We start from the raw sequence: 13,408 nt of genomic DNA, 5'->3' as shown, positions 1-13,408 counted from the left end.
CGCGGCCCGGGGGCGGGATTCACCAGCGCGGACTGGCCAGTTCGAACGAGGGGTCGACGGTACGCATGTAGCCCGTGTCGTCTCGGTCCCGGATGCCGCAGCGGACGTACTGCTCGTGCAGCGCGCCGAGTGCGTCCTCGTCGATCTCGACGCCGAGTCCGGGCGCCGTCGGCACCGGAACGGAGCCGTCGACGAACGTCAGTGCGCCGTCCTTGACCACGTCCTCGGTCTTCCATGGCCAGTGGGTGTCGCAGGCGTACGTCAGATTCGGGGTGGCGCCGGCCAGGTGCACCATCGCGGCGAGGCTGATGCCCAGGTGTGAGTTCGAGTGCATCGACAGACCGAGGCCGAAGGTGTCGCAGATGCCTGCCAGCAGACGTGAGCGCTGCAGCCCGCCCCAGTAGTGATGGTCGGAGAGAACGACTTTGACCGATCCCTTGGCCACCGCGGGGGCCAGCTGGTCGAAGGCGACGACGCACATGTTGGTCGCCAGCGGCATCGGGGACTGTGCCGCTACCTCTGCCATGCCGTCCAGGCCCGGGGTCGGGTCTTCCAGGTACTCGAGGATGCCGGCCAGCCCGGAGGCCACCTTGACCGAGGTCTGCGACGTCCAGGCGGCGTTGGGGTCGAGTCGCAACGGCACGCCGGGGAAGGCGCGTGCCAGCGCTTCGATACCGGCCATTTCCTCTTCGGGCGCGAACACACCGCCCTTGACTTTAATTGCCGTGAAACCGTATTCGTCGACGATGCGACGAGCCTGGGCGACCAGTCCGTCGGGATCCAGCGCCTCCCCGAAGGGGTCCGGTTCCTGACCGGGGTGGGCCGCCCACTTGTAGAACAGGTACGCGCTGAACGGCACCGCGTCCCGGACCTTACCCCCCAGCAGGTCCGAAACCGGCCGACCCAGTGATTGGCCCTGCACGTCGAGGCACGCGACCTCGAACGGTGACAGCACCTGGTCGACGGCTGACGCGGTGGTGATCATGCCCGCGGTACCGACAGCGGCGGTGTCACCGGTGAGCCGGGTGTCGATCGCGGCACGGATGTGGTTGAGCGAGAACACGTCCAGGCCCGTGATCGCTTGGGCGGCGGCCTGCAGTCGGGCCAGGTGGCGGGTGTCGGCGTAGGTCTCGCCGAGGCCCACCAGACCCGCATCGGTGTCGAGCTGAATGATCGCGCGCAGTGCGTAGGGCTGGTGCACTCCGACGGTGTTCAGCAGCGGCGGATCGGCGAACGCGACGGGCGTGATGCGTGCGCCGGTGATGCGGATCTGGCCCATGTCCTCAGACCGCCTGGGTCAGTGCGTCGGCCAGCACGGCGCGGCCCGCGGCGACGATCGAGGCGAGCTCGGTGAGGTCGTCCGTGCTGGGCATCACGAGCGGCGGGCGCACCGGTCCGGCAGGCACACCTTCCATCGTCACACCGGCTTTGACGAGGGAGACCGCGTAGCCGGGCACCGTGTCGCGCAGGCGAACCAGCGGGATGAAGAAGGCGTTGAGCAGCGCGTTGGTCAGTTGCGTGTTGCCGGACTCGACAGCGTTGTAGAACGCCAGGGCGAGATCGGGGGCGAACGCGAACGTCGCCGACGAGTACAGCGGCACGCCGATCGCGCGGTAGGCCAGCTGCGTGGTCTCAGCGGTCGGAAGGCCGTTGAAGAACAGGAAGTTGGGGTCGACCTGGCTGGTGACGGCCTGCACGATACGGGCGACCTGGTCGAAGTTACCTGTGCCGTCCTTGAATCCGACGACGTTGGGGATGTTGGCCACGGCCACCGCGGAGGCCTCGGTGAAGCGCGCGTTGTTGCGGTTGTAGACGATGACCGGAAGGTCGGTCGCTTCGGCGACGGCGCGGGTGTAGTCGACGAGGCCGGGCTGCGGAACCTCGACGAGGTAGGGCGGCAGCAGCAGAATGCCGTCGGCGCCTGCGGCCTTGGCGGCCACGGCAAAACGCTTTGCCTGCGCGACGGAGCCGCCGGCGCCCGCGTAGACCGGTACGCGTCCGGCGACGACGTCGACGGCGGTGCGCACCACGTCGCCGAACTCCCGGTCTTCGAGCGCGTGGAATTCACCTGTGCCGCAGGCGATGAACACGCCCCCCGGGCCGGCCTCCACGCCCTTGGCGATGTGCCGGGCGAGCGCGTCGAGGTCGACGTCTCCGGAGGCGGTCATCGGGGTGACGGGGAAGAACAGGACGCCTTGAAAGTTCGGGCGCGAGGTGGGACGCATTGCAGGCCTTTCGGGGGTTGGGGGTGGGTCAGTCCTGGGAGAGCTGGCCGTCGATGCGACGCCACAGATCGTCGGGGTTGCCGTCGGCGATTGCGCTGGGCAGCAACGACTTCGGAACGTCCTGGTAGCAGACGGGACGCAGGTAGCGCTCGATGGCCCGGGATCCGACCGACGTGGTGCGGGAGTCCGAGGTGGCCGGGAACGGCCCGCCGTGCACCATCGCGTGGCACACCTCGACACCGGTCGGCCAGCCGCCGAACAGGATCCGGCCGGCCTTCAGTTCCAGCACCGGGAGGAGTTTCGCGGCGGCGTCGAGGTCGGAGTCGTCGGCGTGCACGGTCACGGTGAGCTGGCCCTCGATGCCGTCGGCCACGGCGCGCACCTCGTCGGCGTCGGCGCAGCGAACGATCAGGCTCGACGAGCCGAACACCTCGGCCTGCAATGCATCCGAAGCGAGGAAGCTGGCGGCGTCGGTGGTGAACAGCGCGGCCTGGCCGCAGGTTTCGCTACCGGCTGCTTCGCCACGGCCGATCAGTTCGGCTGCTTCGGAGAGCGATTCGACGCCGGAGTTGTAGCTGCGGGCGATGCTCGGGGTCAGCATCGGGGTCGCCGGCGCCTTGCCGAGTGCTTCGGCGGCGGCGGCCACGAAGCTGGTCAGCCCGGGGCCGTCGACGGCGATCACGAGACCGGGATTGGTGCAGAACTGGCCGGAACCCATCGTGAGCGAGCCGACGAACGCCTTGCCGAGTTCGGCGCCGCGCGAGTTGAGCGCGCCGTCGAGCAGGAACACCGGGTTGATGGAGCTCATCTCGGCGTAGACCGGGATCGGTTCGGGCCGCGCGGCCGCGGCAGCGACGAGAGCGGTTCCGCCCGTTCGGGATCCGGTGAAGCCGACAGCCTTGATGCGCGGGTCGGTGACGAGAGCGATCCCGAGCTCCTGGCCGGTGCCGAACAGCAGCGAGAAGGTGCCCGCGGGCAGTCCGGCGGAGGCAACCGCCTCGGTGATGGCCCGGGCGACGAGCTCGGAGGTGCCGGGGTGGGCGTCGTGCGCTTTGACGACGACGGGGCAGCCCGCGGCGAGCGCGGAAGCGGTGTCACCGCCGGCGACCGAGAAGGCGAGCGGGAAGTTGGAGGCGCTGAACACCGCGACCGGGCCGAGCGGGATGAAGCGCTGGCGCAGGTCGGGGCGCGGCAGCGGGGTGCGGTCGGGAAGCGCGGGGTCGATGCGGGCGCCGTTCCAGCTGCCCTCGCGCAGCACGGACGCGAACAGACGCAGCTGACCCGTGGTACGGCCGACCTCCCCGGTGATGCGGGCCTGCGGCAGGCCGGATTCGGCGACGGTGCGCGCGATCAGGTCGTCCTTGATCGCCTCGATGTTGGCGGCGATGGATTCCAGGAACTGGGCGCGCTGCTCCGAGGTGGTGGCGCGGTAGGCGCCGAAGGCCTCGGCTGCGGCGGCGCAGGCGGTCTCGACGTGCGTGGAGTCGCCGTGCCTGTAGGCGGGTTCCAACGTCTGGCCGGCGGTCGGATCGAAGGCGCGAACTTCCTTGCCGGTGCCTCGCACGGGTGTGCCGGCGATGAGCATCTCTCCGGTGAGAGTTCCTGGGATCGTCGCAGTCATGCCCTAAACGGTAGGAGGCAGATCCATGCCTGTCCAAGTCCGATTCGCACATCACTGATGCGCGAAAAGAATCAATGAACGACCGCTGGAGAGCTAGCCGACTGCCAGCGGCAACGTCCTCGGACCGCTCAGCGACACCATCGGCTTCCAGGGGGCGGGCCCGGCGCGGCGCGGCGCCTCCCATCGGGCGGTCACCGCCTTCAGGGCTTCGGCCAGCTCCAGTTTCGCCAGGTTGGCGCCGATGCAATAGTGCACCCCGCCGCCGAAGGTCATCACCGGCGCGGAGCCCGACCGGGTGATGTCGAAGCGGTCGGGGTCCTCGAAAACCGCGGGATCGTGATTGGCCGCGATGAGGTTGAGGAACACCATCGTGCCTGCGGCAATGGGCACGCCACCCACCTCCATGTCCTCGCCGGCAACCCGCAACGTGGAGCACGCAATCGGTGCGTGCCGCATCGTCTCGTGCACGGCGTTCATCGCCAGCGACGGGTTCCGGCGCAGGAGTTCCCACTGCTCGGGATGGTCACAGAGGACGTCGATCGATGCGGCCACCTGGTTGCGGGTGGTGTCGGTGCCGGCGAGCAGGATCCCGGCCGCGAGCATGCGCAGTTCGGCATGGTCGAGGCGGTCGTGGTCGTCTTCGGCACGGATCAGGTCGGACAGCAAGTCGTCGGTGAGCGTGTGGCGACGCCGGTCGATCATGTCGTCGGTGTAGGCGTCGAGTTCTCGCCAGGCGCCCATGGCCACCGCCTCGAGGTCGCGCACGGGCGTGAAGCTGAAGGCTTTGAAGATGTCGTCGGCCCACAGCGAGAACTGCTCCCAGTCTTCGCGTGGAGCCCCGAGAAGCGCGCACACGATCGGCACCGGATACGGCCGCGCGATGTCGGTGACGACGTCGAACTGTCCGCGCCGGGTGCATGCGTCGACGAGGTCGGCCAGCACGTCGACGATCGTGGAATGCAGCCGCTCCACCGAGCGTGGGGTGAACGCGCGCGACAGCAGGCTGCGCAGCCGGTGGTGTTCGTCGCCCTCCAGGCACAGCAGCGTGCTGACCACGCGATCCCACAGCGGACCTGACGTGATGCCCTGCACGACGAGCCCGAGCCCCGGCGGAATCAGCAGCCGCGGGTCACGCAGCCCCGCGCGCACGAGTTCATACGAAAGCACTTCGGGCCCATACGGTCCCATCGCCACCGGCGCGATCTCCCGGGCGGCGCGGAGCTTCGGATACACCTGGGCCGGGGTGTCTTCGCCGCTGTATTCGAGCGTGGGTAAGCCGGCCTCGACTGCGCTCATGAACCGACAGTAGGCACGGCCTGTGCATCAGATAGACACTTTCGCCGAACTGTATGGCGGCCACCTATCGCGAGAGGCGCCTCTCGATGACGCCGACCAGCGCCGCGACAGCAGCGGGCTCGCCCGTCACCTCGAGGCGGCCGTCGGCCAATGCGTCCTCGACGGCGAGCTTGCGGCCGACGATCGACGCCACCGTCGACGCGGACGCGCGCACCGTCACGTCGCCGGGGATGGCCGGAGCGCCGGGCGTCACCGTCACGCGGCCGTCGAGCAGGCGAAGGCAGGCCACGCTGTCGTCGATGTGGAACTCGTAGACCGCATCCAGGTCGTGTGGACCGTCGCGCCGGACGTCGGCAGCCAGGAAGCTGAGCAGCCACTCGGCGCGAAAGGCTTCCTCGTCGACGTCGGCATCGTTCATCTGGTGCCGCGCGCCCCACATCGCGAGCGGGACGACCGCGGCGGCGAGTTCCCTTCCCGCGTCGGACAATTCGTAGACGACCGCAGAGCCGGGCTGATCGAGCGCCAGCCGCCGCGTCACCACGCCATCGGACTCCAGCTGTCGTACCCGGTTGGCCAGCAGCGACGTGCCGATGCCGGCCAGCGAATCGGCGAGCTCGGTATAGCGCTTCGGGCCGGACGCCAGCTCGCGCACGATCAGCAGCGTCCAGCGCTCGCCCACCACGTCGAGGGCATGCGCGAGCCCGCAGTACTGGCCATAGGTCCGTCTCGACACGTCGGCAAGCCTACTCACTGCACTCCATAAACCGACCCTCACTTACTTATCTGTTTTCTACTTTTAAATCTTATGTTACGTTCCGGAAGTAGAAGTGCAAGCCGTTGAACTGCAACAGAAGGGTGGCGTCATGGCTGGGATCACGGGAGTCGGCGGTGTTCGAGGATGGCCGCGATGGATGTGGCTCGTTTTTCTGGGAAGAACTCCGAGAGGCCTGACGGTCGAGTCCATCTCCGTCGACGCTGAGGCTCATGCCGACCGCAGAAAACGCCGTACGTACGCGCCGGCGCGCGACGCATTCCTGGAGAATTCGGCGATGCGAAGGGAGATGTATCGGCTCTGATCGGCGCCCGGGCGGCGGGAACAAAGCTGCTGGTGAACCCGCTGCAGTGGCTGTTTTCCTGCCGAAGTACGCCCGGGTGGGCATCGAAACCACACACCTGGCCCTCTCCGACAGCACTCCCGCGTCGGCTCCCCGTGGTAAAAATGCTGCACCCCAGCAGCACGCCGTGGCGTCGTCTCGCGCGGTACGTCCGAATCGGGCAAACCGGCGGCAAGGCGGCTGACATGCGTCCGGGCAGCCCCGGCAAACATCACGTAGCTTCAATCGATCATCCGATTGGCCGCAGCCGAGGAGAGCACCGGTGAATGCGACACCATTCGGGCACTATCAGCTGCAAAAGCTGATCGGCCAGGGCGGGATGGGTGAGGTCTATCAGGCCTACGACACCAAGACCGACCGTGTCGTCGCGCTCAAGGTGCTGCCGCACCACATGGCGCAGGACGAGACGTTTCAGACCAGGTTCCGCCGCGAATCGCAGGCCGCCGCCGGCATCAATGACCCCCACGTCGTCCCGATCCACGGATACGGCGAGATCGACGGCCGGCTCTACCTCGACATGCGGCTCATCGAGGGCCGCAATCTCGGCACCATGCTCCAGGAGACCGAGAAGCCGCTCGGCGCGGCGTTCGCCGTCACGGTTGTCGAGCAGGTGGCCAACGGGCTCGACGCCGCGCACAGCCTCGGCCTGATCCACCGTGACATCAAGCCGTCCAACATCTTGATCACGGGCCGCGATTTTGTGTACCTGATCGACTTCGGTCTGGCCCGCACGGCAGGGGAGAAAGGCCTCACGACGGCGGGCAGCACGCTCGGCACCCTGGCGTACATGGCGCCCGAACGTTTCGAGGGCGGCGAGGTCGACGCGCGCTCCGACATCTACGCGCTGACATGCGTGCTCTACGAATGTCTCACCGGCTCAAGGCCTTATCCCGCGGACAGCCTTGAGCAGCAGATCGCGGGACATATGGTCAGCCAGATCCCCCGCCCGTCCGACGTCGACCCGCGGCTGGCCGCCTTCGACGAGGTGATCGCCAAGGGGATGGCGAAAAAGCCCGCCAAGCGCTATCAGACGGCGGGTGAGCTCGCCGAAGCGGCCAAGCGTGCGCTGAACGCACCGGTGCGCAGGACCGGCAGTAGTTCGCGGCACTCGGCTGCGCGCGCCGGACGCACGGGTTCTCGCAAGGCGGTGCTCGTCGCCGGGGTCGCCGCTCTCGTGGTCGCGGCGGGCGGTATCGGTCTGTGGCAGTGGGCGCCCTGGAAGGACGACGGCGACGATGCCGCGCTACCCGCGGGTGCTGTGCCGGAGATCGCGGCGACGGTGCCCGCCGATGTTCGGGAGACCGGTCGCCTCGTCATCGGCGTCAACGTGCCGTACGCGCCGATGGAGTTCAAGAACACCGACGGCCAGCTCGTCGGCTTCGACGTCGAGCTGATGAACGCGGTGTCGAGGGTGCTGGGTCTGGTGCCCGACTACCGCGACACGTCGTTCGACACGATCCTGCCCTCGGTCGTGGACGGCAGTTTCGACATCGGGATGTCCTCGGTCACCGATACCAAGGAGCGTGAGGAGGTCGTCGACTTCGTCACCTACTTCCAGGCCGGCACGCAGTGGGCCCGCAGGCCCGGTACCGCGCTGGGCCCGGGGTCGGCGTGCGGCCTCACCGTCGGTGTCGCCGAGGGCACGTTGCAGCAGACGGAGGAACTGCCCGCCAAGAGTGATCAGTGCGCGGCCGCGGGGATGGCGCCGATCAATGTCGTGGTCTTCAACAGCCAGGACGAGGTCACGACCGCGCTGATCCGGGGCGAACTCGACGCCATGTCGGCCGATTCGCCGGTGACGGGCTTCGCGATCAAGCTCAGCCGGGGCGATCTCGTCCCTGCGGGGGACGTGTTCGACTCCGCCCCCTACGGCTGGCCGGTGGCCAAAGATTCGGAACTGTCGGAGTCACTACGGCTGGCGCTGGAACACCTGATGGAGACCGGCGAGTACCGGGCGATCGCGACGATGTGGGGTGTCGAACGCGGGATGATCGACAAACCCATGGTGAATGGGGCGACGCGGTAGGGCCGTGTAGATCCGTCGGCCACGGGTACTGAGGCGCCATGACCGCTTTACCCCCGGACCCGGATCCGAAAGAAGACCCAGGCGTGGATCGCGCGGGGGGTGTGCGTCCCGGCGATACGCCGCCGGATTCGGCCCAGACGAGCGCCACGGCGAATCGCGATCCCGCAGCGGGGCGAAATCTCACGCCGCGAGCGGTGGTGACGTTCGTGCTCGTTGCGCTTTTCGTGCTGCTCTTCGCATCGGTCGCGGTCTATCTGGTCGTGCAGCTGCTCAGTTAGTTACGGCAGCGGTAGTCGAGGCAGACCGTCGTTCCGTCTTCCCGGCCGTTGATCGTGCAGTGGTCTGCCATCGCGTGCATCAGAGCTACGCCGCGTCCGCGCCGGTCGCGCGGGCGCGACGGTCCCGGCTGGCGCCAGGTCCCGTGGTCGGTCACGCATATGCTGAGGCATCCGCCGGCCGGCTCGAGGTCGGCGCGCAGGGCCATGGTGCCCGGCGTCAGATCGTCGGCGTAGGCGTGGTCGACGCAGTTGGCCAAGGCTTCGTACACGGCGAGCAGGATCTCGTTCGTCTGAAGGGCGGAGACGCCTTGTTCGCGGAGCCACGTAGCGAATTGATCGCGTAGCTGCGCGGCACTAGCGGCGGTCGCCACCCCCCTCACTGTCAGTTGCTCTGAGGTGGGTGACACCACCGCTGTCATGCTCATGCTGTCTGCGTACCCACCTCTGAGGCGCACTAGACGCCTCAAACCGAAGTTGTGACACGACCCTTATGCGCGGATTCCAGTGCGGTGCCTTCGATGTCAAGATCAGGCACGTACTTGTCGAACCACTTCGAGCGCGCCCACATCCGGTCACCGAGCATGGCCATGATCGCCGGGATGAGCGTGAGCCGGACGACGAACGCGTCGAGGAACACGCCCACCGCGAGCGTGAGGCCCACCGATTTGATGATCGGATCCCCCGCGGCGAGGAATGCGATGAACACGCCGAACATGATCAGGGCGGCGGCGGTCACCACGCGTGCGGACAGTCCGACACCGTTGCGGACGGCGGCCAGCGCATCACCACCGCTGGTGGAGAGCTCCTCTTTGATCCGCGACACCACGAACACCTCGTAGTCGCTGGACAGGCCGAAGATGATGGCCAGTGCGATGATCGGAAGGAAGCTGATCGTCTCACCCGGCGTGACGCCGAGAAGGTCTGCCCCCCAACCCCATTGGAAGATCGCGACCTGCACGCCCATGGCTGCGAACACCGACAGCAGGAAGCCGATGATCGACGTGATCGGCACCAGCGCCGCGCGGAAGGCAATGGTGAGCAGGATGAACGCCAGGCCGACGACCACGACCAGGAAGATCGGCAGTGCGGTCGCCAGCTTGTCGGAGGTGTCGATGTTGGACGCGGTGTTGCCGCCGACGAGGAACGTCGCGCCGGTGTCGGCTTCGATCGCGTCGCGGTCGGCGCGGATCTGCCGGACGAGATCGGCCGTCGCGGGGTCGTTGGGCCCGGTCTCCGGAATCACCTGGATGACGGCGGTGCGCTGGTCCCCTCCCGCCGGTGCCGCGGCGACAACGCCGTCCTCGCGTCCGATGTTGGACGCGATGGTCTGTGCCGCATTGGGTGCGGCGTTGGTCAGGTCGGCGACGACGAGCAGAGGGCCGTTGAATCCGGGTCCGAGGTGCTCGGCGGTCAGGTCGTAGGCCTGGCGCGACGTGTTGGACTCGGGCTGCGACGAACCGCTCGGCAGGCCCAGCTGCATCCCCAGCGCAGGCAATCCGATGACGATCAGCACCGCGGAACCGCCGACGAGGAGCGGTTTGCGGAACCGCACGACGAAGCGCGCCCACGCCGCGCCCATGGTGCGCTGCGGGGTGTAGGCCGCGACCTGGGCAACTTCCTTGGGACGGCCGGGCTGCAGCGGGGGCTCGATGAACTTGGCGACCTTGCCTCCGGCGAACCCGAACAACGCGGGAAGGAGCGTCAGGGCGATCAGCATCGCGATGAGCACCGACACCGCGGCCGCGACGCCCATGTAGGTCAGGAACGGAATGCCGACGACCGCGAGGCCACACAGCGCGATGATCACCGTCAGAGCCGCGAAAACGACAGCGCCACCGGCGGTTCCGACGGCCAGGCCGGCCGCCTCCTGGCGCGGCATCAGCAGCAGCAGGTTGTTGCGGTAACGGTTCAAGATGAACAGCGCGTAGTCGATGCCGCACGAGAGTCCGAGCATCAACGCCAGTGACAGTGAGGCCGTGGGCATGTCGACGAATGCGGCGACCACGAAGATGCCGAGGGCGCCGATGCCCACACCGATGGCCGCAGTCACGATCGGTAGACCGGCCGCGACGACCGCGCCGAAGGTGATGAGCAGGATCAGGAACGCGGCGCCGATGCCGATGATCTCCGGCAGGTGCGGGACGGCGACCTTGTAGCCGGGGAACACCGCACCGGAGTATTCGACCTGGACACCGGCGTCCTGCGCCGGCTTCATCGCGTTCTCCAGCTCGTTCAGTGCCGCGTCGCTGACCTCGCCGATCGGCGCCTTCCACTGCACGGTGCCCAGCGCGATCCGCCCGTCCGGCGAAACCTGCCTGGTCTGGTTGGGGCCGGCCGCGGCGGCGATGTCGGGGAGGGTGTTGAGTTTCTGCATGGCCTGGTCGATCGGCGCGGTGAAGCGCGGATCGGTCACGGCGAGGTTCTCGGGCGCGGCGAACGTGATCTGTGTCTGCGCGCCGCTGTAGTCGGGAAGGTTCTGCTGCAGTTGCTCGACCGCACGCTGTGACTCGGTCCCGGGGATCGTGAAGTTGTCGCTGGGCTCGCCGCGGAAGCCGACGAACGCGAGCGCGACACCGAGAAGGACGGCCAGCCACGTACCGACAACCAGCCAGCGCCGGCGGAAGCTCGCAGCGCCGAGAGTGAACAGAAATCGCGACATGTGCACCCCTATGCCCGATCGGGATGGGTTTACGCCTGAAGGCCGATGTGATCTGGGCGACGCCTCGTACCCTGGGGCGATGACGACGACGTCATTGCCTCCCGGCCCCCGTCTGCCCGCCGGGGTGCAGACGCTGCTGATGCTCACATGCGGTCCGCGTTTCATCACTGCCTGCAAACGCCGCTACGGATCGACGTTCACGCTGCAGGTCGCCGGGATGGGCACGGCTGTCTACGTCACCGACCCCGCCGACATCAAGACCGTCTTCGCCGGCGACCCGCGCATCTTCCATGCCGGAGAAGCGAATTCGATGCTCAAAGGGCTGCTCGGCGACACCTCTGTGCTCGTCGTCGACGACGACCTGCACCGCGACCGCCGCCGGGCGATGCTGGCGCCGTTCGCCCGTGACGCCGTCACGGGTCAGGCGGCGGTGATGGCGCAGGTGGCCGCCGACAACATCGACGGGTGGCCGGTGGGGCGGACGTTCCCGGCGGCGCCGAAGATGGCCGAGATCACGTTGGAGATCATCCTGCGCACGGTCATCGGTGCGAGCGATCCGGTGCGGCTCGCCGCGTTGCGCGAGGTGATGCCGCGCGTGCTGAGTGTGGGTCCATGGGAAACCGTTGCGCTGGCGAACGAGGCGCTGCTCGGCTGGCGGCCGTGGCATGCGATGCGTGACGCCATCGCCGAGGCCGATCGGCTCCTGTACGACGAGATCGCCGACCGTCACGCCGACCCCGACCTCGCTGATCGGAGTGACGCGCTGTCGATGCTGGTACGCGCGGGCGATATGACCGACAAGGAGCTGCGCGACCAGCTGATGACCCTGCTGGTTGCCGGGCATGACACCACGGCGACGGGATTGTCCTGGGCGTTGGAGCGGCTGACCCGGCATCCGGCGCAGTTGGCCAGGGCCGTACGCGCCGCCCGCGAGGGAGACGACGACTACCTCGACGCGGTCGCGAAGGAGACGCTGCGGATCCGGCCCGTGGTGTTCGATGTCGGCCGGGTGCTGAAGGAGGCTGTCGAGATCGCCGGCCATCGTCTGCCTGCTGGGGTGATGGTGATCCCCGGGATGGTGCTGGTGCACGCCGACTCGGGCGTGTATCCGGACGCCGACCGGTTCGATCCGGATCGGATGATCGGTGCGACCCTGAGCCCGTCCTCATATCTTCCGTTCGGCGGAGGCAATCGACGGTGCCTGGGTGCGACGTTCGCGATGGTCGAGTTCCGTGTCGTGCTGCGTGAGATCCTGCGCCGCGTCGAGCTGCAGACCACGTCTGCTCGCGGCGAGCGGCGCCGACTCAAGCACGTCATCTTCGTGCCGCACCGCGGCGCGCAGATCCGCGTGACGGCGAAACGTCCCGCGGACAACCTCGTCGTAGACGACGCCCCGTCGTGTCCGGTGCAACGTCCTGTCCGAGGCCGCGTGTAAGGTCGGCGACAGGTCGAGTCCGCAGCCTTGGTTTCTGCAGCGACGCGACATCGGCACTCGGACCTTCGTCCGGGTCTGCCCCCACCACTCAAGGGATCATGCCCATGGAATCGTCTGACCTGTTTTCACACCGCCCGGTCGCACAGCCCAGCGCGCCCCGCGATGCCGCCGAAGAAGGCGTGCAATTGCCCGTTTTCTCCGATGGTCCATCCAAACCCGGATCAGTGGATTCGCCGTCGGCCTGACCGCGAATTCGGGAGTCGTTGGGCGGCACGAATTCCGAGTCGACGGATTCGTGATTTGGCCTCTGGCCTGGTGATCTGCGCGTGCTAGCCTATCTGCGGATGTCCGTCTGACATCCAAATGAAAATGAGAGAAGAAAAAGTATGGCGCAGGGAACTGTGAAGTGGTTCAACGGCGAAAAGGGCTTCGGCTTCATCGCCCCCGATGACGGCTCCAAGGATGTGTTCGTTCATTACTCCGAAATCGGAGGGAGCGGATACCGGTCGCTCGAGGAGAACCAGCGCGTCGAGTTCGAGGTGGAGCAGGGCCAGAAGGGCCCCCAGGCTGTGCGGGTCAACAAGATCTAAGAGACTCAAGCAAATACGTGGGCTGGTAGGGATTTCCTACCAGCCCACTTGCTTTGCGGCCATTGATCTTGAAGGCCGTCAACATGTTTGAGCCCATCGAGTCAGGATTGCGTGTTCGAGGCGGCCGTGGCTTCACGAATCCGTAGCCAGATCGTGGATTCGC

11 protein-coding genes are annotated in these 13,408 nt (G+C 67.5%); 4 read left to right on the top strand and 7 right to left on the bottom strand.

All coding sequences use genetic code 11. The annotated features are described in order from the left end of the window. Nucleotides 1-19 precede the first annotated feature (19 nt). From ACAG24_RS09580 to ACAG24_RS09560, 5 genes are all read right to left on the bottom strand, one after another. Nucleotides 20-1,279 (bottom strand): glucarate dehydratase family protein, encoded by a 1,260-nt coding sequence (locus ACAG24_RS09580; RefSeq protein WP_370472067.1) that lies wholly within the window; start codon nt 1,277-1,279, stop codon nt 20-22. A gap of 4 nt (nt 1,280-1,283) precedes the next feature. Further along, the gene (locus tag ACAG24_RS09575; RefSeq protein ID WP_370472068.1) at nt 1,284-2,225 is read right to left on the bottom strand and encodes a 5-dehydro-4-deoxyglucarate dehydratase; all 942 of its coding nucleotides are present in this window, start codon (nt 2,223-2,225) and stop codon (nt 1,284-1,286) included. A gap of 28 nt (nt 2,226-2,253) precedes the next feature. Continuing rightward, entirely contained in the window at nt 2,254-3,846 is a 1,593-nt protein-coding gene (locus ACAG24_RS09570; protein WP_370472069.1) for an aldehyde dehydrogenase (NADP(+)), read from the bottom strand. A 93-nt stretch (nt 3,847-3,939) separates the two neighbouring features. Then, nucleotides 3,940-5,142, bottom strand: coding sequence for a cytochrome P450 (locus tag ACAG24_RS09565; protein WP_370472070.1), 1,203 nt, complete (start codon nt 5,140-5,142; stop codon nt 3,940-3,942). A gap of 64 nt (nt 5,143-5,206) precedes the next feature. Beyond that, nucleotides 5,207-5,875: an HxlR-like winged helix-turn-helix transcriptional regulator gene (locus ACAG24_RS09560; protein ID WP_370472071.1), complete on the bottom strand. Its 669-nt coding sequence runs from the start codon at nt 5,873-5,875 to the stop codon at nt 5,207-5,209. 644 nt (nt 5,876-6,519) lie between these two features. On the opposite strand from ACAG24_RS09560, the gene stpK7 reads away from it, so the two are divergent. Together stpK7 and ACAG24_RS09550 are read left to right on the top strand one after the other, a co-directional pair. Beyond that, entirely contained in the window at nt 6,520-8,283 is a 1,764-nt protein-coding gene (gene stpK7, locus ACAG24_RS09555) for a serine/threonine protein kinase StpK7 (RefSeq protein WP_370472072.1), read from the top strand. A 38-nt stretch (nt 8,284-8,321) separates the two neighbouring features. Next, the gene (locus ACAG24_RS09550) at nt 8,322-8,561 is read left to right on the top strand and encodes a DUF6480 family protein (protein ID WP_370472073.1); all 240 of its coding nucleotides are present in this window, start codon (nt 8,322-8,324) and stop codon (nt 8,559-8,561) included. Here ACAG24_RS09550 and ACAG24_RS09545 read toward each other — a convergent pair. Both ACAG24_RS09545 and ACAG24_RS09540 read right to left on the bottom strand, forming a co-directional pair. Then, entirely contained in the window at nt 8,558-8,932 is a 375-nt protein-coding gene (locus ACAG24_RS09545) for an ATP-binding protein (RefSeq protein ID WP_370472074.1), read from the bottom strand. The two genes, ACAG24_RS09550 and ACAG24_RS09545, sit on opposite strands and share 4 nt — an antisense overlap. A 92-nt stretch (nt 8,933-9,024) precedes the next feature. Further along, on the bottom strand, nt 9,025-11,220 hold the full coding sequence (locus ACAG24_RS09540; protein ID WP_370472075.1) for an MMPL family transporter: 2,196 nt from the start codon (nt 11,218-11,220) through the stop codon (nt 9,025-9,027). 79 nt (nt 11,221-11,299) lie between these two features. Between ACAG24_RS09540 and ACAG24_RS09535 the strand changes: the two genes are divergently transcribed. Further along, nucleotides 11,300-12,655, top strand: coding sequence for a cytochrome P450 (locus tag ACAG24_RS09535; protein ID WP_370472076.1), 1,356 nt, complete (start codon nt 11,300-11,302; stop codon nt 12,653-12,655). 386 nt (nt 12,656-13,041) lie between these two features. Beyond that, nucleotides 13,042-13,245 carry a cold-shock protein gene (locus tag ACAG24_RS09530; RefSeq protein ID WP_270716109.1) on the top strand — a complete coding sequence of 68 codons (204 nt, stop codon included), beginning with the start codon at nt 13,042-13,044 and terminating at the stop codon, nt 13,243-13,245. The last annotated feature ends 163 nt before the right edge of the window (nt 13,246-13,408 follow it).

Origin of the sequence: Mycobacterium bulgaricum (assembly GCF_041287165.2) — a bacterium.
GTDB classification, from domain to species: Bacteria; Actinomycetota; Actinomycetes; order Mycobacteriales; family Mycobacteriaceae; genus Mycobacterium; species Mycobacterium bulgaricum.
The sequence above is the reverse complement of the archived record's forward strand: the minus strand, read 5'-3'. Positions and strand labels throughout refer to the sequence as shown.

What these genes read in the sequence shown, in the direction of transcription:
- ACAG24_RS09580 (WP_370472067.1), bottom strand. Translation starts at nt 1,279, where the DNA reads ATGGGCCAGATCCGCATCACCGGCGCACGCATCACGCCCGTCGCGTTC.
- ACAG24_RS09575 (WP_370472068.1), bottom strand. Translation starts at nt 2,225, where the DNA reads ATGCGTCCCACCTCGCGCCCGAACTTTCAAGGCGTCCTGTTCTTCCCC.
- ACAG24_RS09570 (WP_370472069.1), bottom strand. Translation starts at nt 3,846, where the DNA reads ATGACTGCGACGATCCCAGGAACTCTCACCGGAGAGATGCTCATCGCC.
- ACAG24_RS09565 (WP_370472070.1), bottom strand. Translation starts at nt 5,142, where the DNA reads ATGAGCGCAGTCGAGGCCGGCTTACCCACGCTCGAATACAGCGGCGAA.
- ACAG24_RS09550 (WP_370472073.1), top strand. Translation starts at nt 8,322, where the DNA reads ATGACCGCTTTACCCCCGGACCCGGATCCGAAAGAAGACCCAGGCGTG.
- ACAG24_RS09540 (WP_370472075.1), bottom strand. Translation starts at nt 11,220, where the DNA reads ATGTCGCGATTTCTGTTCACTCTCGGCGCTGCGAGCTTCCGCCGGCGC.
- ACAG24_RS09535 (WP_370472076.1), top strand. Translation starts at nt 11,300, where the DNA reads ATGACGACGACGTCATTGCCTCCCGGCCCCCGTCTGCCCGCCGGGGTG.
- ACAG24_RS09530 (WP_270716109.1), top strand. Translation starts at nt 13,042, where the DNA reads ATGGCGCAGGGAACTGTGAAGTGGTTCAACGGCGAAAAGGGCTTCGGC.